At 38.4% G+C, this 21,847-nt stretch carries 20 protein-coding genes and 2 pseudogenes; 11 read left to right on the top strand and 11 right to left on the bottom strand.

What is annotated here, in order from left to right:
* The 4 genes and pseudogenes from EWZ81_RS06610 to clsC all read left to right on the top strand — a co-directional run.
* Positions 1-193: pseudogene (locus tag EWZ81_RS06610) on the top strand (fumarate reductase cytochrome b subunit); the annotation flags it as partial.
* Positions 194-202: 9 nt separating this feature from the next.
* Positions 203-2,347 carry a fumarate reductase flavoprotein subunit gene (locus tag EWZ81_RS06615; protein ID WP_165549426.1) on the top strand — a complete coding sequence of 715 codons (2,145 nt, stop codon included), beginning with the start codon at positions 203-205 and terminating at the stop codon, positions 2,345-2,347.
* Positions 2,340-3,077, top strand: coding sequence for a fumarate reductase iron-sulfur subunit (locus EWZ81_RS06620; RefSeq protein ID WP_001282425.1), 738 nt, complete (start codon positions 2,340-2,342; stop codon positions 3,075-3,077). Before EWZ81_RS06615 ends, EWZ81_RS06620 begins: the two co-directional genes overlap by 8 nt.
* Before the next feature lie 20 nt (positions 3,078-3,097).
* On the top strand, positions 3,098-4,606 hold the full coding sequence (clsC, locus tag EWZ81_RS06625) for a cardiolipin synthase ClsC (RefSeq protein WP_023526600.1): 1,509 nt from the start codon (positions 3,098-3,100) through the stop codon (positions 4,604-4,606).
* A gap of 5 nt (positions 4,607-4,611) precedes the next feature.
* Here the strand turns inward: clsC and EWZ81_RS06630 are convergent, their stop codons facing one another.
* From EWZ81_RS06630 to EWZ81_RS06655, 6 genes are all read right to left on the bottom strand, one after another.
* On the bottom strand, positions 4,612-5,145 hold the full coding sequence (locus EWZ81_RS06630; protein WP_000890432.1) for a TIGR00645 family protein: 534 nt from the start codon (positions 5,143-5,145) through the stop codon (positions 4,612-4,614).
* Positions 5,146-5,664: 519 nt separating this feature from the next.
* Positions 5,665-6,468 (bottom strand): SPOR domain-containing protein, encoded by an 804-nt coding sequence (locus tag EWZ81_RS06635; protein WP_165549427.1) that lies wholly within the window; start codon positions 6,466-6,468, stop codon positions 5,665-5,667.
* A gap of 21 nt (positions 6,469-6,489) precedes the next feature.
* The gene (locus tag EWZ81_RS06640; RefSeq protein WP_165549428.1) at positions 6,490-7,032 is read right to left on the bottom strand and encodes a DUF1882 domain-containing protein; all 543 of its coding nucleotides are present in this window, start codon (positions 7,030-7,032) and stop codon (positions 6,490-6,492) included.
* 10 nt (positions 7,033-7,042) lie between these two features.
* Positions 7,043-8,293 carry a serine hydroxymethyltransferase gene (gene glyA, locus EWZ81_RS06645; protein ID WP_165549429.1) on the bottom strand — a complete coding sequence of 417 codons (1,251 nt, stop codon included), beginning with the start codon at positions 8,291-8,293 and terminating at the stop codon, positions 7,043-7,045.
* Positions 8,293-9,798, bottom strand: a complete 1,506-nt coding sequence (gene lysS, locus EWZ81_RS06650) for a lysine--tRNA ligase (protein WP_165549430.1) — start codon at positions 9,796-9,798, stop codon at positions 8,293-8,295. Before lysS ends, glyA begins: the two co-directional genes overlap by 1 nt.
* A 9-nt stretch (positions 9,799-9,807) precedes the next feature.
* A complete protein-coding gene (locus EWZ81_RS06655) occupies positions 9,808-10,518 on the bottom strand; it encodes a CvpA family protein (protein WP_165549431.1) in 711 nt (236 codons plus the stop codon).
* A gap of 235 nt (positions 10,519-10,753) precedes the next feature.
* Between EWZ81_RS06655 and EWZ81_RS06660 the strand changes: the two genes are divergently transcribed.
* The 3 genes from EWZ81_RS06660 to pseI are packed head-to-tail and all read left to right on the top strand — an operon-like array spanning position 10,754 to position 13,694.
* Positions 10,754-12,028 carry an apolipoprotein N-acyltransferase gene (locus EWZ81_RS06660; protein WP_165549432.1) on the top strand — a complete coding sequence of 425 codons (1,275 nt, stop codon included), beginning with the start codon at positions 10,754-10,756 and terminating at the stop codon, positions 12,026-12,028.
* A complete protein-coding gene (locus EWZ81_RS06665; protein WP_000588223.1) occupies positions 12,028-12,669 on the top strand; it encodes an ABC transporter ATP-binding protein in 642 nt (213 codons plus the stop codon). The genes EWZ81_RS06660 and EWZ81_RS06665 overlap by 1 nt, the downstream gene beginning before the upstream one ends.
* Positions 12,670-12,671: 2 nt before the next feature.
* Positions 12,672-13,694 (top strand): pseudaminic acid synthase, encoded by a 1,023-nt coding sequence (gene pseI, locus EWZ81_RS06670; RefSeq protein ID WP_165549433.1) that lies wholly within the window; start codon positions 12,672-12,674, stop codon positions 13,692-13,694.
* A gap of 72 nt (positions 13,695-13,766) precedes the next feature.
* On the opposite strand, the gene EWZ81_RS06675 is transcribed toward pseI, so the two are convergent.
* The 5 genes and pseudogenes from EWZ81_RS06675 to cbf2 all read right to left on the bottom strand — a co-directional run bounded on the left by EWZ81_RS06675 (position 13,767) and on the right by cbf2 (position 18,680).
* Positions 13,767-14,987 carry an LlaJI family restriction endonuclease gene (locus EWZ81_RS06675; RefSeq protein WP_165549434.1) on the bottom strand — a complete coding sequence of 407 codons (1,221 nt, stop codon included), beginning with the start codon at positions 14,985-14,987 and terminating at the stop codon, positions 13,767-13,769.
* A pseudogene (locus tag EWZ81_RS06680) lies at positions 14,980-16,210 on the bottom strand (McrB family protein); the annotation flags it as partial. The pseudogene EWZ81_RS06680 and the gene EWZ81_RS06675, both read right to left, overlap by 8 nt.
* A gap of 45 nt (positions 16,211-16,255) precedes the next feature.
* Entirely contained in the window at positions 16,256-16,819 is a 564-nt protein-coding gene (efp, locus tag EWZ81_RS06685; RefSeq protein WP_000974267.1) for an elongation factor P, read from the bottom strand.
* Positions 16,820-16,840: 21 nt separating this feature from the next.
* Complete coding sequence (locus EWZ81_RS06690; protein ID WP_000960449.1) at positions 16,841-17,764, bottom strand: class II fructose-bisphosphate aldolase; 924 nt, start codon at positions 17,762-17,764, stop codon at positions 16,841-16,843.
* Positions 17,765-17,780: 16 nt separating this feature from the next.
* Complete coding sequence (gene cbf2 / locus EWZ81_RS06695) at positions 17,781-18,680, bottom strand: peptidylprolyl isomerase CBF2 (protein WP_165549435.1); 900 nt, start codon at positions 18,678-18,680, stop codon at positions 17,781-17,783.
* A 147-nt stretch (positions 18,681-18,827) separates the two neighbouring features.
* Here cbf2 and EWZ81_RS08515 point away from each other — a divergent pair, with 147 nt between their 5' ends.
* The 4 genes from EWZ81_RS08515 to EWZ81_RS06710 all read left to right on the top strand — a co-directional run bounded on the left by EWZ81_RS08515 (position 18,828) and on the right by EWZ81_RS06710 (position 21,826).
* Positions 18,828-19,046, top strand: a complete 219-nt coding sequence (locus tag EWZ81_RS08515) for a hypothetical protein (RefSeq protein ID WP_240146755.1) — start codon at positions 18,828-18,830, stop codon at positions 19,044-19,046.
* Positions 19,047-19,151: 105 nt separating this feature from the next.
* Entirely contained in the window at positions 19,152-19,880 is a 729-nt protein-coding gene (locus tag EWZ81_RS06700; RefSeq protein WP_165549436.1) for an EI24 domain-containing protein, read from the top strand.
* Positions 19,874-20,641 (top strand): flagellar biosynthetic protein FliR, encoded by a 768-nt coding sequence (gene fliR / locus EWZ81_RS06705; protein ID WP_165549437.1) that lies wholly within the window; start codon positions 19,874-19,876, stop codon positions 20,639-20,641. The genes EWZ81_RS06700 and fliR overlap by 7 nt, the downstream gene beginning before the upstream one ends.
* Before the next feature lie 9 nt (positions 20,642-20,650).
* Positions 20,651-21,826: a molybdopterin molybdotransferase MoeA gene (locus EWZ81_RS06710; RefSeq protein ID WP_165549438.1), complete on the top strand. Its 1,176-nt coding sequence runs from the start codon at positions 20,651-20,653 to the stop codon at positions 21,824-21,826.
* The last annotated feature ends 21 nt before the right edge of the window (positions 21,827-21,847 follow it).

Consider the following 21,847-nt stretch of genomic DNA (forward strand, 5'->3'; position numbering starts at 1 on the left):
TAAATGGGGGTGGTTTAAAAATGTGAGCATTCAAGGCTTGAGAAAAGTCAAATGGGCGATGAGCGTGTTTTTCATTGTTTTAGGGCTTTGCACCTATGGGGCTTACATTAAAAAAGGTTTAGAAAATAAGGACAATGGCATTAAAACCATGCAAGAAGCCATAGAAGCTGATGGGAAATTCCACAAAGAATAAGGGTAGAAAATGAAAATAACATATTGTGATGCGCTAATTATTGGAGGCGGATTGGCCGGGTTAAGGGCTAGTATCGCATGCAAACAAAAGGGTTTAAACACCATCGTTTTAAGTCTAGTGCCTGTCAGGCGTTCGCACTCTGCAGCCGCTCAAGGGGGCATGCAAGCGAGCCTTGCGAACGCTAAAAAAAGCGAGGGCGATAATGAAGATTTGCACTTTTTAGACACGGTTAAGGGGAGCGATTGGGGGTGCGATCAGCAAGTGGCTAGGATGTTTGTAACCACTGCCCCTAAAGCCATTAGGGAATTGGCCAGTTGGGGGGTGCCTTGGACTAGGATTAAAAAGGGCGATAGGCCTGCGGTCGTCAATGGTGAGCATGTTACGATTACCGAAAGAGACGACAGGCATGGTTATATTCTAAGCCGTGATTTTGGCGGCACTAAAAAATGGCGCACATGCTTTACGGCTGATGCCACAGGGCATACCATGCTTTATGCGGTCGCTAATGAAGCCTTACACCACAAAGTGGATATTCAAGACAGAAAGGACATGCTCGCTTTCATTCATCATGATAATCAATGCTACGGGGCGGTGGTAAGGGATTTGATCACCGGCGAAATTTCAGCGTATGTTTCTAAAGGCACGCTTTTAGCTACCGGAGGTTATGGGCGCGTGTATAAACACACCACTAACGCTGTGATTTGCGACGGAGCTGGGGCGGCGAGCGCGTTAGAAACCGGCGTGGCTAAATTAGGGAATATGGAAGCGGTGCAATTCCACCCTACCGCTTTAGTGCCTAGCGGGATTTTAATGACTGAAGGTTGTAGGGGCGATGGCGGCGTTTTAAGAGACAAGTTTGGCAGACGCTTCATGCCCGCTTATGAGCCGGAAAAAAAAGAGCTTGCGAGTAGGGATGTGGTCTCAAGGCGGATTTTAGAGCATATCCAAAAAGGCTATGGAGCCAAATCGCCTTATGGGGATCATGTGTGGCTGGATATTGCTATTTTAGGGCGTAACCATGTGGAAAAAAACTTGAGAGATGTGCGTGATATTGCCATGACTTTTGCGGGCATTGATCCGGCTGATAGCGAAGAGCAAACCAAAGACAACATGCAAGGAATGCCCGCTAATGAGCCTGAATACGGGCAAGCGATGGCCAAACAAAAAGGCTGGATCCCCATAAAACCCATGCAACACTATTCTATGGGTGGGGTTAGGACAAACCCTAAAGGCGAAACCCATTTAAAAGGCTTGTTTTGTGCGGGCGAAGCGGCATGTTGGGATTTGCATGGGTTTAACCGCTTGGGGGGAAATTCTGTGAGTGAAGCGGTGGTCGCTGGCATGATCATAGGGGATTATTTCGCGTCGCATTGTTTGGAAGTGCAAATTGAAATCAACACCCAAAAAGTTGAAGCTTTCATTAAAGAAAGCCAAGATTATATACATTTTTTATTGCATAATGAAGGCAAGGAAGACGTGTATGAAATCAGAGAACGCATGAAAGAAGTCATGGATGAAAAAGTGGGCGTTTTTAGAGAAGGCAAAAAATTAGAAGAAGCCCTTAAAGAATTGCAAGAGCTTTATGCACGCTCCAAAAACATTTGCGTGAAAAACAAGGTTTTACACAATAACCCCGAATTAGAAGACGCTTACCGCACCAAAAAAATGCTCAAACTCGCGCTTTGTATCACTCAAGGGGCGTTACTGCGCACCGAAAGCAGAGGGGCTCACACAAGGATTGATTACCCTAAAAGAGATGATGAAAAATGGCTTAATCGGACTTTAGCGAGCTGGCCTAACGCTGAACAAGACATGCCCACGATTGAATACGAAGAATTAGATGTGATGAAAATGGAAATCAGCCCTGATTTTAGGGGCTATGGCAAAAAGGGTAATTTCATCCCCCACCCCAAAAAAGAAGAGCGCGACGCTGAGATTTTGAAAACGATTTTAGAACTAGAAAAGCTTGGAAAAGACAGGATAGAAGTCCAGCATGCGCTCATGCCTTTTGAATTGCAAGAAAAATACAAAGCTAGGAACATGCGTTTAGAAGATGAAGAAGTGAGGGCTAGGGGGGAACATTTGTATTCTTTCAATGTCCATGATTTATTAGACCAACACAACGCTAATTTAAAAGGAGAACACCATGAGTGATAATGAACGAACGATTGTAGTTAGAGTGCTAAAATTTGACCCTCAAAGTGCAGTGAGTAAGCCGCATTTTAAAGAGTATCAATTGAAAGAAACGCCATCCATGACGCTCTTTATCGCTTTAAACCTCATTAGAGAGCATCAAGATCCGGATTTGAGCTTTGATTTTGTGTGCCGCGCTGGGATTTGCGGCTCTTGCGCGATGATGGTTAATGGGAGACCGAGACTGGCTTGTAAAACCCTAACTTCTAGTTTTGAAAGCGGGGTGATCACGCTCATGCCCATGCCCAGTTTTACACTCATTAAAGATTTGAGCGTGAATACGGGCGATTGGTTTGGCGATATGACTAAAAGGGTGGAGAGTTGGGCGCATTCTAAAGAAGAAGTGGATATTACTAAGCCGGAAAAAAGGATTGAGCCTGATGAAGCCCAAGAAGTCTTTGAACTAGACAGGTGTATTGAATGCGGGTGCTGTATCGCTTCTTGTGGGACTAAACTCATGCGCCCTAATTTCATTGGAGCTGCTGGCATGAACAGAGCCATGCGTTTTATGATTGACAGCCACGATGAAAGAAGCGATGACGATTTTTATGAGTTAGTGGGCGATGATGATGGTGTTTTTGGGTGCATGAGCTTGATCGCTTGCCATGACACTTGCCCTAAAGAATTACCCTTGCAAAGCAGTATCGCTACTTTGCGTAACCGAATGTTGAAAGTGGGTAAAAGCCGCTAATTTCTTTTAGTGGGTCGTTTTTGAAAATCTTTTTAGTTTTTTTAAGCGTCTTTTTTTTTAATGGGTGTTTTGGGTTAGTCTATAAGACTCCCATTTCAAGCCCCCCTATCTCTTATGATCCCTACACTACCACCATTGGGAGCTTGTATGCTAAAAATTTGAAAGAAAACCCTAACCATAGCGCGGCCATTCTTTTAGAAGACGGCTTTGACGCTCTGTTGCATAGAGTGGGTCTTATCAGGATGAGCCAAAAAAGCATTGACATGCAAACTTATATTTATAAGAACGATCTTTCCTCTCAAGTGATCGCTAAAGAGCTTTTAAATGCGGCCAATCGTGGGGTGAAAGTGCGCATTCTTTTAGACGATAACGGAGTGTATTCGGATTTTTCAGATATTATGCTCTTAAATTTCCATAAAAACATTGAGGTGAAAATTTTTAACCCCTACTATATCCGCAATAAAGGCTTGCGTTATTTTGAAATGCTTGCGGATTATGAGCGCATTAAAAAACGCATGCACAACAAGCTTTTCATCGTGGATAATTTCGCTGTCATTATAGGGGGGCGCAATATTGGGGACAATTATTTTGATAACGATTTAGACACGAATTTTTTAGATTTAGACGCTTTGTTTTTTGGGGGGGTTGCTTCAAAGGCCAAAGAAAGCTTTGAACGCTATTGGAGGTTCCACCGCTCTATCCCTGTTTCATTATTAAGAACCCATAAAAGGCTCAAAAACAACGCTAAAGAAATCGCTAAACTCCATGAAAAAATCCCTATCAGCGCCGAAGACAAAAACCAGTTTGAAAAAAAAGTCAATGATTTTATAGATCGTTTCCAAAAATACCAATACCCCATTTATTATGGGAATGCCATTTTTTTAGCCGATTCACCCAAAAAAATTGACACGCCCTTGTATTCGCCCATCAAAATCGCTTTTGAGAAAGCCCTTAAAAACGCTAAAGACTCCGTTTTTATCGCTTCATCGTATTTTATTCCAGGCAAAAAGATGATGAAAATCTTTAAAAATCAAATTTCTAAGGGGATTGAATTGAACATCCTTACCAATTCCCTTTCATCTACTGATGCGATAGTGGTCTATGGGGCATGGGAAAGGTATCGCAACCAATTAGTGCGAATGGGTGCGAATGTCTATGAAATACGAAACGATTTTTTCAACCGCCAGATTAAAGGGCGCTTCAGCACCAAACATTCCTTGCATGGCAAGACGATTGTTTTTGATGACAATTTAACGCTTCTAGGGAGTTTCAATATTGATCCGCGCTCTGCATACATCAACACTGAAAGCGCGGTTTTGTTTGACAACCCGTCTTTTGCTAAAAGGGTGCGTTTGTCGCTTAAAGATCATGCCCAACAATCATGGCATTTGGTGGTGTATCGGCATAGAGTGATTTGGGAAGCGGTGGAAGAAGGCATTTTAATCCATGAAAAAACTTCGCCTGACACTTCCTTCTTTTTGCGCTTGATTAAAGAATGGTCTAAAGTCCTTCCTGAAAGAGAGCTTTAAAACTTTTAATGCCCTTTATTTTGCGAAAAAGCGATATTATTGGTAACGGCGGCTAAAAGCGCTGAACACACAAACACCAAATGGATCACCACTTGCCAAAAAATGGGGTTATGCGATAGAGGCGTGTCCTTAGGGATACTGGATAAAACGTCTTCTAAACTCATGTAGCGTTTGAGCAAAAAAATCGCCGAAATGGCTACAATGGAGAGCGAAACCTTTAATTTTAAAGCGTTAAAATCCGTGTGCTTTAGCCAGGTGATTTCGCTGGCATCCACCTTGTCTAATTTAGAAACAAAGCTTTCATAACTGGCGAGCAACACCATTAAAACAAGCCCTGCCATAAACAACAAATCCACTAATCCTAAGGCTGATAAAACCAAATCCGTTTCGCTGATCGTGTTTAAATGGCTGAGCATGTGCCACAACTCTTTCATGAACGCATAACCTAAAACCACCAGCACTAACGACATGGCAATGCATAAAGGGGCTAGCAACCAACGAGTGGCAAACAACACTCTTTCAATCAATTTTTCTAACATGTTAAAACTCTTTTTTTAGGATTATGTCTTTTTTAAAGCCTTGATTATAGCTAATTTTAAAAAACCTATTAAAATGACTGATGCTTTCTTTTTGGTAAAATCATATGGATTGATAGTCTTAAAAGCTGTTTTAATCTTTTTTATATTACAATTCTTTCATGCGGTCTGGGTTTGTTACTTCTCCTTGACTGCTAGTAGTGGGTATGAATGTTTGATTTAAAACGCATGTTTTTCCATTTTTTACCTCTTACCCCTACTTTACTAAATGCTATTGCTTTGTTTTAGCCGTCTTATATTTTGCTTGCTAGTTAAAAAGCCGTCATATTCTTTGCTATCCATTAAATTCATAACGCTCTTTATTTTTTAAATGGGATTACTTTATTTTAGTTTTATACAAAACTCTTAAGAAAATAGGGGTATTTTGCAAACTCTCCCCCATAAATCCCTCTAACCCCTAAGAGTGCATCACAAGAAATTATCGCTTGACTAACGCTAAACTCTTTTAAGTTTGTAAAATCTTTAACGAACCTCTATGACAACCGGTTTAGTCATCTTTTTGCTGACTTCATCGGCATGCATTAAGGCTTCTTGTTTACTCTTATACGGGCCTATGAGATAGCGTTTAGTAGCCCCCCTATCTTCAATCTTATGGGGGAATTGGTTAAACGCTTGCAAAAAGGCTTTATTGGGCGTGTGCGCAAAAACCCCCACTTGCAAATAATGCCCTTTAGTAAGAGTGGTTTTAGAATTGGCTTTTTTAGGAACTTCTTTATGAGCTTCTTTTTTGACTTTTAGCTCTTTAACCGCATGCTTAGCTTTATCTTTATGAGCTTCCTTATCTTTAGGGGTTGCTTTAGGCTTTTTATGGGGGGTTTCTTTTTTAGTCGCAGCTTGAGATTCTTTTTGAGCGCTAGTGTGCTCAACAGCTTTTAATTCTTTTTGAGCTTCTTGTTTTTCTTCTGCTGTTTTCATCTCCGTTTGAGTTTGATCGGTTTGAGTGGGCATGTTAAACACATCATTTTCTTGTTTTTTAACATTATCCGCCACTTTGTCTAGCTTGTCTTCTTGCTTGGAAGGATCTAAATTCAAGCTTTCAAACTCATCGTCTTTTTTCTCGTCTTTAGTGTTGCCTATTTTTTGCATCCCGCTATCGGTTTGTAAAAAAGTCTCTTTAGGAGCGACTCTCGTGCTTTTCCAAAACACCATTAAAAGCACCGCTAAAATGATAATGGCTATAGCCACGATCAAAAACACCTTTTTAGTACCACCCCCATTATTTTCTTCTTCTAAAATCACTTCATTCAGTCTTTCTTTTTCTGACATCAAAAATCCTTTCAAAAATGGTTATAAATGCTTCGCCCAAGAGCTCCCGCGCTCTTTTGCAAACACTTCATAAGGTAAAGCTAAAATATTAAATTCATTAGGCCATTCATTGCTAGGGAAGACCTTCCATTCTTTAGGCAATCCTTGCGCTAATTTCATGGATAAGGTTTTAATCAACCTCTCGCCCTCGCCCAATTCCGTATGCCCCTTATGCACATACAAATGCAAATGCCCTGGCGTCTTCGTGTTATAAGCGGTAAAATTCATAAAACCTTCCTCACGAAGCAATAACTGCGCCTTATGGTAAAAACGCTCCGGATTCCTCCCGTTATAATCAAACACAATGTTTTCCACCTTATCGTTACGCAAGATGAGATTGTGCGCGATTTCTATCTCCCTTTTCAAATGCTTTTGAATGAGCGAGCTTGTGAGCATGGCATTCACTCTTTGGAATTTATTATAATAGCAACGACCCGCATAATCCATTCTCTCCCCCAAGCCTGGTTTTTTTTCAAAATAATGGCTTGTGTCTATCTTAATGAGCTTTAATTCCATTTCTGTCATCTTGACTCCCTTAAAAAATAGGCTGCTGGTACACAGGGAATTGATTAGCCATGGCTTTCAATTCTTCTTTCACATGCAATTGCAAACTAACATTATTAATATCATTCAAAATATCTGATATTTTATTCCCTATGATTTCAAATTCTTTAGCTCCCATGCCCCTTGCGCTTAATGCCGCTGATCCAATCCTTATCCCGCTCGTTACAAAAGGGCTGCGCGTTTCGCCAGGAATGGTGTTTTTATTCACAGTGATTCCGGCATTCCCTAAGGCAATATCAGCGTCTTTCCCGCTATAAGGCTTGTCTAAGAAATCCATTAAAAGCAAATGGTTAGAAGTGCCACCACTCACTAATTTGTGGTTTTTTTCTTTTAATGTTTTAGCGAGAACTTGCATGTTAGATTTCACTAATTTCGCGTAAGCTTTAAACTCTGGTTTTAAATTCTCTTTAAACCCCACCGCTTTAGCAGCAATCGCATGCATCAAAGGCCCGCCTTGAGTTCCTGGAAAAATCGCTTTATCAATCTTAGCCGCTATCTCTTCATCATTGGTTAAAATAAGCCCCCCTCTAGGCCCTCTTAAGGTCTTATGAGTGGTGCTTGAAACCACATGGCAATGCGGGAAAGGATGGGCATGCTCACCGGTTACCACAAGCCCTGCCACATGAGCTATATCGCCTAATAGTAACGCTCCCACTTCATCAGCGATTTCTCTAAATTTCTTAAAATCAATCTCCCTTGGATAGGCTGAAAACCCGCACACAATGATTTCTGGCTTAACGCTCTGAGCGATTTTTAGCGCTTCTTCATAATCAATATAGCCATCCAAATTCACGCCATAAGAAAAGCTCTGATAATGCTTGCCGGTTAAACTCACTTTAGCGCCATGCGTTAAATGCCCTCCACAGCTTAAATCCATGCCTAAAATCTTGTCATAAGGCTTTAAAAGGGCGTGATAAACAGCGTTATTAGCTTGTGAGCCTGAATGCGCTTGCACGTTAGCGAACTGGCAATTAAAAAGCTTTTTAGCCCTTTCTATGGCTAGGCTTTCTATTTTATCCACCACTTCACAGCCTCCATAATAGCGCTTGTTAGGATAGCCCTCAGCGTATTTATTCGTTAAAATGCTTCCCATAGCTTCCATAACACTAGGAAAAGTGTAATTCTCGCTCGCTATCATTTCTAAATGCTCATTTTGCCGCTTATATTCTTCAAAGATCAATTCAAAAATTTCACTATCCGTTTGTTCTAAAAAATACGCCATTATTCTTCACTCTCCACATTAAAATCGTTTTTAACAGGACGCATCGCTGGGAATAAAATCACATCTTTAATGCTTTTAGCCCCAGTGAGTAACATCACCAACCTGTCAATGCCTATGCCTTGCCCTGCAGTGGGGGGCATTCCATGGGCTAGGGCCCACACGTAATCTTCATCCATGTATTGGGCTTCTTCATCGCCTTTTTCTTTCTCAGCCACTTGATTTTTAAAGCGTTCTAATTGATCCAAAGGATCATTCAACTCGCTAAAGCCGTTAGCGATTTCTTTCCCTGCAATAAACAATTCAAACCTGTCAGCAATATTAGGGTTACTATCGTTGCGTCTGGCTAGGGGGCTAATCTCAATGGGGTATTGGGTTACAAAAGTGGGGTTAATGAGCTGGTGCTCTACAAAATGATCAAACGCTTCAGCGAGCAATTTACCATAAGTGAGATCTGGCTCTACTTTGATGCCTTGCTCTAACAAATAAGCCAAAAGCCTGTCTTCTTTTTCTAAAATATCCTTACTGATGCCCCCTATTGTTTCTAAAGCGTCCAAATAGGAAATCACGCTCGTTTGGTTGAAATCCACTTCCATATCGTTATAAATGATTTTTGAAGGTAAGTTCAAAGTCTTTAGCAAGTAGTCAAATAGCCTCTTACTAAGTTCAATCAAATCTTCATAAGTGTGATACGCCCAATAAAACTCAATCATCGTAAATTCGGGGTTATGGCTGTGATCCATGCCCTCATTCCTGAAATTACGATTGATTTCAAACACCGCTTCAAAACCCCCCACAATCAAGCGTTTGAGGTATAATTCTGGAGCGATTCTTAAATACCTTTCAATTTCTAAAGCGTTATGGTAAGTGATGAAAGGCCTTGCGTTCGCCCCGCCAGGAATGGGGTGCATCATGGGGGTTTCCACTTCTAAAAACCCTTCCGTTTCAAAGAATTTCCGCACGCTAGAAACAATCAAACTGCGTTTTTTAAACACATCTTTAACGCTAGGATTGACGATTAAATCCAAATAGCGCTGGCGGTAACGCAATTCTATATCGCTTAATCCATGAAACTTTTCAGGTAAAGGCACAATGGTTTTGCTTAAAATATGAAATTCTAGGGCATGAACGCTTAATTCACCGGTTTTGGTAGCAAAAGGGAAGCCTTTCACCAACACAATATCGCCCACTTCTAAATGCTTTTTCAAGCTTTTAAATTCATCGTTCAATTCATTTTGCGAAACATAAGCTTGCAAAATCGCGCTTTCATCTTCAATTTTAATAAAGCATGCCTTACCCATTAAACGCAAGAGCTTGACCCTCCCTACAACGCTCTCGCATTTTTCTTTGTCTTTAGGCTCTTCTAAATCCTTAACATAAGCGTATTTTTCTAAAAAAGCGGCGTTGGTGAGGCTCCGTTTCAAGCCATTTTTATAAGGGTTTTTGCCTTCTTCTCTCAAGCTATTGGCTTTATGGATGCGTTGTTGGATGTATTGGTTAGAAAACATGTGATGCCTTTATAGGGGTTCTTTATTAGATGGGGTTGGGATTGGTGGGGTTTGGTTAGATTTATTGTGTTTTGGCTCTAGCATGTTTTTAGGCAAATCTTTAGCCTTTTCTTTTAAAGCTTCTACGCCCTTATCCGTAGCCTTATTAAAAGATTCTTTGGCGTTATCAATAGATTCTTTATTTTTAACTTCATCGCTCATTTCTTCAAGGTTGTCTTTAAGGTTTTTCTCCACATGTTTGACGCCATCAAGGCGCATGATCTTACTAGCGATGCTTTTCATGGTGGGGAAAATAGCGCTCTTTTCTTGCAAATAGGCGTTAGCGTCTTTCATTAAATCCATTTTAGAGAGTGCATAAAGGATGAAAGAAAGCACTAAAAAAGTCTTCAAACATGAAAAAATAAACCCTAACGCTTTGTCTATAATGCCTAGACCGCTAAAGACTAACACCTTGCCTAGCAACACTCCAAGAGCTAAAAAAAACACCCAAATGGACGCCAACACCAGTAAAAAACCAATGAGATTGGTCATGGTTTCATTTCTTAAATCATACAAATGCTCTGAAAATAAATTCCCAACAGCCACAGAATAGCGAGACGCCAAATAAACGCCAAGCACAATCCCCAAAGTCGCTGCTATTTCACTCACGAAGCCATGATAAAACCCCCTAATCCCAAAGGCTACCACTACCACAAGTAACGCCAAATCAATATAGTTCAAACCCTAAACCCAAACCTTTCTCTCATTATCTCTATCTCATATAAGGATAGTCGCAGCGTTCTAAAACAAACACCCATCATTCTTAAATCATGCCAATTCACGCTCTTTAGGCTTGAAATTTGAAAATAATAACACAACTTAAAAAAAACTACCCTTAAAAAAATCAATCTAAAATTCTTAAATTAAAATATAGCTATAATACACTAAAACAATCTCAAGGTTTCAAAATCTAGCCATGCGTCTTATTCTGTTCAATCAAAACGCTTTTTTATTGGCATGCATGTTTGTTTCAAGCGTGTATGTGAACGCTGTTTTAGACGCTTATGCGATTGAAAACCCCTATATTTCTATCATACTCACAAGCCTATTAGCCCCTTTAAGCATTTTAGCGTTTTTAAAAACCCCCAGAAATAGTGCTTTTGCTTTGGGGTTTTTCGTGGGGGCGTTATTGTTTTATTGGTGCGCTTTAAGCTTTCGCTACTCGGATTTCACTTACTTATTGCCCTTAATCATTGTTTTAATAGCGTTAGTTTATGGGGTTTTATTTTATTTGTTGCTCTATTTTGAAAACCCCTATTTCAGGCTTTTGAGTTTTTTAGGCTCTAGTTTTATCCACCCCTTTGGATTTGATTGGTTAGTCCCAGATAGCTTTTTTTCTTATAGCGTGTTTAGGGTGGATAAATTATCTTTAGGGCTTGTTTTTTTGGCTTGCATTTTTTTGAGCGCTCAAAATCTTAAAAAACACAGAATGATAGGGGTTTTATTGCTGCTTGGCGCGTTGGATTTTAATGGTTTTAAAACAAGCGATTTAAAAAAGGTTGGAAATGTTGAATTAGTCTCTACAAGAACGCCCCAAGATTTGAAATTTGATTCAAACTACCTTAACAATATTGAAAACAACATCCTTAAAGAAATCAAACTCGCTCAAAGCAAGCAAAAAACCCTGATTGTTTTTCCAGAGACCGCCTACCCTATCGCTTTAGAAAACTCCCTCTTTAAAGCTAAGCTAGAAGATTTAAGCGATAATATTGCTATTTTAATAGGGACATTGCGGACTCAAGGCTATAACCTTTATAACAGCTCGTTTTTATTTTCTAAAAAAAGCGTTCAAATCGCTGATAAAGTGATCTTAGCCCCCTTTGGCGAGACCATGCCTTTACCCAAGTTTCTTCAAAAACCCCTTGAAAAACTCTTTTTTGGCGAGAGCGCTTATTTATACCGCAACGCTTCTAGTTTCAGCGATTTCACATTAGACGATTTCACTTTTCGCCCTTTAATTTGCTATGAAGGCACTTCCAAAGCCGCTTATTCAAACAGCCCTTCAAAAATTTTTATAGTGATGAGCAATAACGCATGGTTTAGCCCAAGCATTGAACCCACCCTACAAAAAACGCTTTTAAAATACTATGCAAGGCGTTATGATAAAATCATCTTGCACAGCGCGAACTTTTCAACTTCTTACATTCTAAACCCTAGTTTATTAGGCGATATTCTTTTTAGGAAACGATAATGATTAAAGCGATTAATATTTCTCATGCTTTTGAAAAGCCTCTTTATAATGGCGTGAATTTGCACATCAAGCCCAAAGAAAGCCTAGCGATTTTAGGCGTGAGTGGGAGCGGTAAAAGCACGCTTTTAAGCCATTTAGCCACCATGCTAAAACCCAATAGTGGGACGATCGGTTTGTTAGAACACCAGGATATTTATGCCTTAAATTCCAAAAAGCTTTTGGAATTACGGCGCTTAAAAGTGGGCATAATCTTCCAATCGCATTACCTTTTTAAGGGTTTTAGCGCTTTAGAAAACTTGCAAGTCGCTTCAATCCTAGCCAAGCAAGAAATAAATCATTCCCTTTTAGAACAATTAGGCATAGCCCACACCCTAAAACAAGGCGTGGGCGAATTGAGCGGCGGCCAGCAACAACGCTTAAGCATCGCCAGAGTGCTTTCTAAAAAACCCCAAATCATTATCGCTGATGAACCCACCGGGAATTTAGACACCACTAGCGCTAATCAAGTCATCAGCATGCTGCAAAATTACATTACAGAAAACGAAGGGGCGTTAGTCTTAGCCACGCATGATGAGCATTTAGCCTTCACTTGCTCTCAAGTCTATCGCTTAGAAAAAGAATCTTTAATTAAGGAAAAATAAAAATGTTACAACGCCCTAAAATTGTCGCTGAATTGAGCGCTAATCATAACCAGGATCTAAACCTAGCCAAAGAAAGCCTTCATGCCATTAAGGAAAGCGGCGCGGATTTTGTCAAGCTCCAAACCTACACGCCAAGCTGCATGACTTTAAACTCTAAAGAAGATCCTTTCATCATTCAAGGCACTTTATGGGATAAAGAAAATCTGTATGGATTATATCAAAAGGCTTCTACCCCCCTAGAGTGGCATGCTGAATTGTTTGAGTTGGCTAAAAAGCTTGGTTTAGGCATTTTTAGCTCGCCTTTTAGTTCACAAGCTTTAGAGCTTTTAGAGAGCCTAAATTGCCCCATGTATAAAATCGCTAGTTTTGAAATCGTTGATTTAGACTTGATTGAAAAAGCCGCTCGCACACAAAAGCCCATTATCCTTTCTAGCGGTATCGCCACACACGCCGAATTGCAAGACGCCATCTCATTGTGCAGAGGAGTGAATAATTTTGACATCACCCTTTTAAAATGCGTGAGCGCTTATCCTAGCAAATTAGAAGACGCTCATTTATTAAGCATGGTTAAATTAGGCGAAACCTTTGGCGTTAAATTTGGCTTGAGCGATCACACGATTGGCACTCTTTGCCCCATTCTAGCCACTACTTTAGGGGCGAGCATGATAGAAAAGCATTTCATTTTAAACAAATCCTTACAAACCCCAGACAGCGCTTTTAGCATGGATTTTAACGAATTTAAAAGCATGGTTGGAGCCATCAAACAAAGCGTTTTAGCCTTAGGCGAAGAAGAGCCAAAAATCAATCCAAAGACTTTAGAGGAGCGAAGATTTTTTGCACGCTCTTTATTCGTCATTAAGGACATTCAAAAAGGCGAAGCATTGACTAGCGATAATGTCAAAGCCTTACGCCCCAACCTTGGCTTACACCCTAAATTTTATAAAGAAATTTTAGGCCAAAAGGCATCAAAATTTTTAAAAGCCAACACCCCTTTAAGCGCTGATGATATAGAACGCTCATTGTAGTTTGTTTTCATTGAAAAATGGGGATTTTAATTTTGTTTTATGGTTTTAGATTTGATTTTTTGATTAAAATTTTTAAAAATTATTTTTAATTTCTTCAACATTTTTTGCTAGTAACCTTAAAAGATCATTGGATTTCTTATTATAATTTTGCATTAAAAATTTAGTGTCTATTAAAATTCCTTTTATATTTTCATATTGCTTTAGGTTGTCTCTCCACTCTCCATTTGCAAAGCCTATATTTTCAAAAATATTGCTCAATTTTAGCGGATTGTTAAATCTGTTGAATGGCATTAAAAAGATATTGTAAACCTCTTTTTTTGTTTCTAGTTTTGCCACATATTCGCCATAAACAATCTGTTTTATTATGGATGCGCTATTGGGTAAATCACTTGCAACTCCACTTATGCCATATCTATAATATTTTGCATCTAATATGTAAATTTTATCGTCAAACAGCATGATGCTATCTGGTTGCAATAAATAATCAGGGTTTTGATTAGAACACCGCAAATTCCATTTTGTTTTAGGAAAATAAACTTCTTTATTTTTTATACCAAATGCTCTGTCTATCATTTTTTCCCAAACAACATAAAAATGATATGTTCCAAATTTAAAATCAGTCTTATCCAAAATATTATCATCTTGTAAAAGAATATTTTTCATAGATTGAAAAAGGATTTTCTTGTCATCATTAAAGGTGTTGTTTAGCTTGTTTTCAAGCAGATAAATGCAATAATTTTTATCAGTGGGTAGGTTAAATTTTGATGGCATAAACGAGCTAAACACAAAGCCAAATTTAGAAAACGCTTCATGCACACAATATTTGTTTATAGCTGTTATCAATTCATTTTCATTAATCATTTCCTTTTTAACTTGAAAACGAGTGTAGATGAAAGAGTTTTTATTGTTAAGGTTTTGAATAATGGGTCTGTTTTTATTCATCGTTTTGGAAAAATTGATTTTACCTTTTGCACTATTTTCATAATAGCTTTTATTCTCTGCATAATAACCATGCGATAAAAAATATTCTATGACATTTTTATACGCTGTGAGTGGAAAATTTGATCTTATAATCTCATTTTTATTATTTAACAAACTTTCACATGCAATTGCTTTATTATATTCTAAAAGAATGGAAATAAGCTTTTTTATATCTGTTCTAATGTTTTTATCATCGCTTATATCAAATCCTAGCGGGAAACAGATTTGTAAATCATTATTGATGCTTCTAATACCTACAAAATTGTCGTTCAATTTATTGTCTGTAAAACAGCGCTCTTTTAAATCAAACATCAAATAAAAGTTCTTTCACACCATCGCTAAAAATATCAAATTGGGTTCTACCTTTTTCTTTGGTAAAATTCTTTACAACAGCTTCAAGCGTATTAAATTTTGTAGTATCAAATATTATATTTCTATCAAATTTAAAAACATCGTCCCAAAGGTATTTTATAACTTTATGTGCAAAATTTTCTTTGCTCTTTAGATCATCAATACTTACAAAATAAACGCCAAATCGCTTATCTTCCATAGAACTCAGCCCCTCGTTATTTTGAGCTATTTTTTCATTGATGGTGGTGCAAAATTTTTGCCAAGTAATATCAGTATCTAAAATTTTCATATTTTTAAAATCATCATCAACATTTTCAAAGAAATTCTCAATGAGTCGCATAGAAAATCTACGCTGAAAAGCAGTATCTAGTGTGAATACATTTTGATCGCTCGTATTCATTGTAGCGACTATCCATAAATTTGACGGGATTCTTATACTTGCATTTTTATCGTTATGGACAATATTTGCAATATCCGTATTATTGATAGCATACTCACTAGAGCCTTTTTTAAAGCCATCTTTGTCATGTTTTAGTCTGTCAAGAAGTTGAAAAATTTCTCCAAATATGGCAGGTGCATTACCACGATTTATTTCATCAACCACCAGAACATGTTTAGTTTGTGGGTTATGATACGCTTTTTTAAGGATATTTGTAAAAGGTCCAGGATTAAATTTATAACTAACGATACCGCTATCATCTATACTTGGCATAATCTGTCCCACAAAATCACTATAAGAATAATCAGGGTGGAACACTATCTTTTCTACCACGCTATTATTGCAATAATCTCTTTGCAAAGTATAACTTTTGCCACTACCAGGAACACCATAAAGGATGATATTTTTCCCCCCCATCTATTCTAACGCTTTCATTTATTTTACCATCATCTAAAGATCTCGTTTCATTCTCGCTAAAAACCAATAAATGCTTGCTATTATTGATTAAGCCATTTAAAACATTGTATCTTGTGTCAGTGGGTAAAATGATTTCTAATGTGTATTTTTTGTAAGATATGTGAGTAAAAAGCAGAATATCATCAACATTTAATTCATAGTTTGATCGGTTTTCTTTTATTTTATCAACTTCTGCCCTGATGATTCTCTTAATTCCTCCACCAAGTCTAGGATCTGTGCTCTGGGGAAAACGGACCTTATCTTCATAACCAGATAAATACCCCCTTATGACAAAAAGCTGTGTCTAAAACACTAGATCAATAAAAAGATAATCTCATTTCACCTTTTCAAGATACTCTTCTGTTTCCGTATTGACTTTAATCACCTCACCCTCTAAAACATGGAAAGGCACTTGCACAACCGCACCGGTTTCTAAAGTCGCTGGCTTTTTGCTCGCGCTTGAAGTATCGCCCTTAAAATTAGGAGCCGTTTCCACAATCTTTAAAGCCACAACTTGCGGCACATCCACTGAAATTGCCTTGTCATTATGCAATAAAACCTGCACTTGCATGCCGTCTAGCATCCATTTAGAAGCCTCGCCCACTTGAGAGTCGTTTAAAGCGATTTGTTCATAGCTCTCTATATCCATGAATTGGTATGTATCGCCATCGTGATAAAGGTATTGCATCGTTTTTTCAACCAAGTTAGGTTCTTCGCACTTATCCCCCGCATGGAAAGTCTTTTCAATCACCTTACCATCCAAAAACGACTTGATTTTCGCGCGCACAAAAGCCGCACCCTTACCAGGCTTGACATGCTGGTATTCCACAATCCTATAAGGCACACCGCCCAATTCAATTTTCAAGCCCTTTTTGAGCTCGCTCATCCCAATTGCCATGTTACACTTTTTCCTTGTTGATTAAATTTTATTAGCGCTGCCCAAAAGTTTCATGCGCTCTTTGACCACATTTTTAAGCGCTAATTGGGCCGGAGAAAAAAACTTCCTCAAATCAAATTGGCTCTTATCTTCATTAGCCACCTTGCGCACTTCTGCGATGAAAGCGATCCTTAAATCCGTATCGGTATTGACCTTATTGATCCCCCCTTTTATAGATTCTTGTAGAAATTCAAAAGGCACGCCCTTAGAGCCTTTCAAATCGCCTCCAGCGTCCAAATAAGATTTCCTCACATTATCTGGTATCGCGCTCGCTCCATGCAAAACTAAAGGGATATTAGTGAGTCTTTTGACTTCTTGCAAGCGTTCAAAATCTAATTTGGGCTCGCCCTTAAACTTAAACGCTCCATGGCTTGTCCCAATGGCTGGGGCTAAGTAATCCACTTGAGATTCTTTGACAAACTGCTCCGCTTCTTTAGGATTCACTAACACCGCATCTTTTTCATCTACTGAAATATTGTCTTCAATCCCCATCAAACGCCCCAACTCCGCTTCCACGCTCACTCCAGCGTTATGCGCCATTTTGACCACTTTAGAAGTCAATTCCAAATTTTCTTCAAAAGCATGATGAGAGGCATCAATCATCACAGAAGTGAAACCCGCTTTCACGGCTTTTTCGCAGCTTTCAAAAGTCGTGCCATGATCTAGGTGTAAGGCTACAGGAATGTGGGGGTAGCGTTCGCACATGATTTTCACCATGCCCACCGCCATATCAATCCCCATGTATTTGATCGCTCCTTCACTCGCTTGAATGAAAAGCGGGGAATTTTCCTCGTTTCCTGCTTCAAAAATAGCGTTTAGCATTTCAAAATTCACGAAATTAAACGCCCCTACCCCATAACCTTCTTTATGGGCTTTCAATAAGATTTCATTGCCTTTAACTAACATGATAACACCTCATCAATTACTTGTTGATAACAATTTTAGCGTGCTTCCTTAATTCCTCGATTCGTTGATTCATGCGTTCTTGGAAAAGCTTTTCTTGTAACATCCCCTTAATGGTGGGTTTAGCTTGCTCATAAGTATAAGTTACAGGGCTATCTTTAGAAATCAAATAAATAATATGATAACCAAACTCCGTTTTAACAGGGGTCTTAGTGTAATCCCCAGGAGTTAAAGCGAAAGCGGCTTTAGAAAAATCCGGAGCCATTTGGTTCTTTTGGAATTTCCCCAAATCACCGCCATTTTGCGCATTCTTACTGTTAGGATCAATCGTATCCCGATTGGCTAACTCAATGAATTTGACTTCTTTTTTAGCCTTTGGCTGTTTGTCAATCTCAGAAATAATCCGTTTAGCCTCATCTTCGGTTTTCACTAAAATATGCCTAGCATGGGCTTCTTGCTTGACAAAAAGCTGATCTTTATTAGCGTTGTAAAAATCCTGCATTTCTTTTTCAGGGATTTGGATTTTTTTCACTTCTTCAGCCTGTTTTTTAGCCCAAAATTCCACTAAAGCCTGTTTTTTAACCGCTTCCATCATCGCTTTAAATTCTGGAGTCTGATTAAGCTTTTCTGCCTTAGCCTCATTTTCTACAAGTGCGGTGCGGATAGCTTGCTCAATCAAGGCTTCTTTTTCTTTCTCTTTAAGCTTGTCAAAATCAAAATTAGGATTTCGTTGCTTAATCATGTCAAAATCGCTTTTGGTGATGGGCCTGCCATCCACTGTAGCTAACACGCCTGCTGAAGAATCAGTCGTTTTTTTCGTGTTATGTGCAGCGTTATTTGCGTTATGAGCCGGCTTAGCCACCAAAAACGACGCGCTCAACGCGCCCACTAACGCTAAATTTAAGATATTCTTTTTCATTGTGTGTTCTCCACTCTAAACTAATTTTCATCATTAAATCCACATTATAGCAAATTTAAAACAAAATCAGCTATCATGATTACAGAAAACTCACATTGAGGGGTAAGAAATGCTTAAAGTTATTCATTCCATTCAAAGCGGGTAAAAATGTTCGCCTCAGATGTTGTAATAATATTTATTATCTTTTTTAGTGTTAGTTTTATTCTTTTTGGAAAGGAAAAGAATGTTAAAAAGGATTCAAAAATCCTCGATGCAATTATGAATATAATATTCGTAATTATTGTTGTATGTATTCTCTTTCCTTGGTTACCAGGGTTATTATTCTTTATATTTGGTCTTTTAGCATTACATGTTATTCCATATTAAGTAATTTCTATGCCTTTAGTCAATCTCATATTGATAAGCTTACTATATAAGATTAAGGGACTTTGCGCTTAAATTACCCTATCAAAATAAGAAGGATTTCAGGCTATGGTTTTGTCTTTATCTATCCTTAAAAAAAGCTTTAATGATTTTTTAAGCGCTAGAATGCTTTTAATCAATCTTGGCCCTATCCTTTTGAGTCTGGCGTTTTTTGGAGCTGTTTTTTACTACAATGGCGCAAATATTGTGGGTTATTGCCAAATTTTATTACCGCAATCTTTGAATGACTATTCCCATTCTCAAGGCTTTTTTGCTGGCGTGTTCGCATGGGTTTTTAAAGCGTTAGTGTATTTTCTTATTTTTTGGATCGTGATTCTTTTGAGTTTAATCATCAATATTTTTGCGTCTGTTTTTTACACCCCTTTGGTGGTTTCTTATTTGCACCAAAAATATTATCCCCATGTTGTTTTAGAAGAATTTGGCTCTATTCTTTTTTCTATTAAATATTTTTTAAAATCGCTCATTTTTATGCTTTTATGGATGGCGGTTTTAACGCCCTTTTATTTCATTCCCTTTATAGGGGTCTTTGGGGTCTTTTTTTCCATAATTCCGCATTTTCTTTTTTTCAAAAACACCATGAGTTTGGATATAGCCAGCATGATTTTTAATCATCAAAGCTATCAAAATTTACTCAAACAGCACCGATTAAAACATTATCGTTTTTCGTTTTTTTGCTATCTTTTTTCCTTAATCCCTTTTTTTAATTTTTTTGCCACTTTATTGCAAACCCTAATGCTAACGCACTACTTTTTTATCCTTAAAGAAAAAGAATGCTAGATTTTATTCAAGAGCTTAGCACCCCCCATGTTAGGGATTTTTTCTTGTTGTTTTTAAGGGTTAGCGGCGTGCTGTCTTTCTTCCCTTTTTTTGAAAACCATTTAGTGCCTTTGTCGGTGCGCGGGGCTTTAAACTTGTATGTGAGCGCGATTTTTTACCCCACTTTAGAGTTTTCAAACGCCGCTTACACGCCAGAGGGTTTTATTATTGCTTGCTTGTGCGAGCTGTTTTTAGGGGTGTGTGCGTCTATCTTTTTGCAAATCGTCTTTGCAAGCTTGGTGTTTGCAACCGATAGCATCAGCTTTTCTATGGGGCTTACGATGGCGAGCGCATATGATCCTATTTCAGGATCGCAAAAACCCATTGTGGGGCAAGCCCTTTTATTGTTAGCGATTTTAATTTTATTGGATTTATCGTTCCACCATCAAATCATCTTATTTGTGGATCACAGCTTAAAAGCCGTCCCTTTAGGGCAATTTGTCTTTGAGCCAGCGTTAGCTAAAAACATTATCAAAGCCTTTTCGCACTTGTTTGTCATAGGGTTTTCTATGGCGTTCCCTATTTTATGCTTGGTGTTATTGAGCGATATTATTTTTGGCATGATCATGAAAACCCACCCTCAGTTCAACCTGCTCGCTATCGGGTTTCCGGTTAAAATTGCGATCGGGTTTGTGGGCATTATTTTAATCGCTTCGGCTATCATGGGGCGTTTTAAAGAAGAAATCAGCCTAGCCTTTAGCGCCATTAGCAAAATCTTTTAAAGGATCAATATGATTAGTTTTAAAGAAGCTCTAAAAATCCATTCTAGCATTCCCCTAAAACCCTTAGAAATAGAGGTTATTTCTTTGTTTGAAAGCATAGGGCGCATTTTAGCAGAAGATATTATTTGCATTCACCCCTTGCCTAAATTCAATCAAAGTGCCATGGATGGCTATGGGTTTAAAATGCAAGATTTAGGCAAAAAAACTCAAGTCATTCAGCGCATCTTTGCCGGAGATGATATGAGCGCTTTAGAAGTTAAAGAAAATGAATGCGTTAAAATCATGACTGGAGCGATGGTGCCAAAGGGAATAGAAACGATTGTCCCTATAGAATGCATGCTAGAAAGCCATACAAATTTCGCCCTAGCTCCCAAAGATTTTAAAATAAACGCCAATATCCGTCAAAAGGGCGAAAACGCTTCTTTAAACAGCGTGTTAGTCCCTAAAAATACCCGTTTGAATTACGGGCATATCGTGCTCATTGCCTCTCAAGGGTTAAAAGAAATCAAAGCGTTTAGGAAATTAAAAATCGCTTTATTTAGTAGCGGCGATGAATTAGTGCCTTTAGGGCAAAACGCCCTAGAATGCCAAGTTTATGATGTTAATTCAGTGGGTATTTTTAACATGCTTAAAAACTACAACACGCATTTTTTAGGGGTTTTAAAAGATAATAAAGATTTACAGCTTAAAGCACTTGAATCACAAGACTATGATGTCATCCTTTCAAGCGCGGGGGTGAGTGTGGGGGATAAAGACTTTTTTAAAGACGCTTTGAAAGAAAAAAACGCCCTTTTTTATTATGAAAAAGTCAATCTCAAACCTGGAAAACCGGTAACTTTAGCCAAACTCAATCAAAGTATCATTATAGGCTTGCCGGGTAATCCTTTAAGCTGCTTATTGGTTTTACGAGTTTTGATTCTACCCTTACTGGAGTGCTTATCCTTAAATAAAGATTTTAAACTAAAACCCTTTAAGGCTCAAATCAATGCCCCTTTAAAGCTTAAAGGCGAACGAACGCATTTAATTTTAGGCAACTATTCAAACAACCAATTCATTCCTTACAACAACAACCGCTATGACTCAGGAGCGATTCAAGCCCTTGCACAAGTTGATTCTATCGCTTTGATTGATGAAGGGGTGGGATTAGTTCAGGGCGAAATTGAAATTTTAAGGTTTGAAAATTAAAATGGCTTTTTGCTATAATGG

It is taken from the genome of Helicobacter pylori (genome assembly GCF_011140715.1).
GTDB classification, from domain to species: Bacteria; Campylobacterota; Campylobacteria; order Campylobacterales; family Helicobacteraceae; genus Helicobacter; species Helicobacter pylori_DA.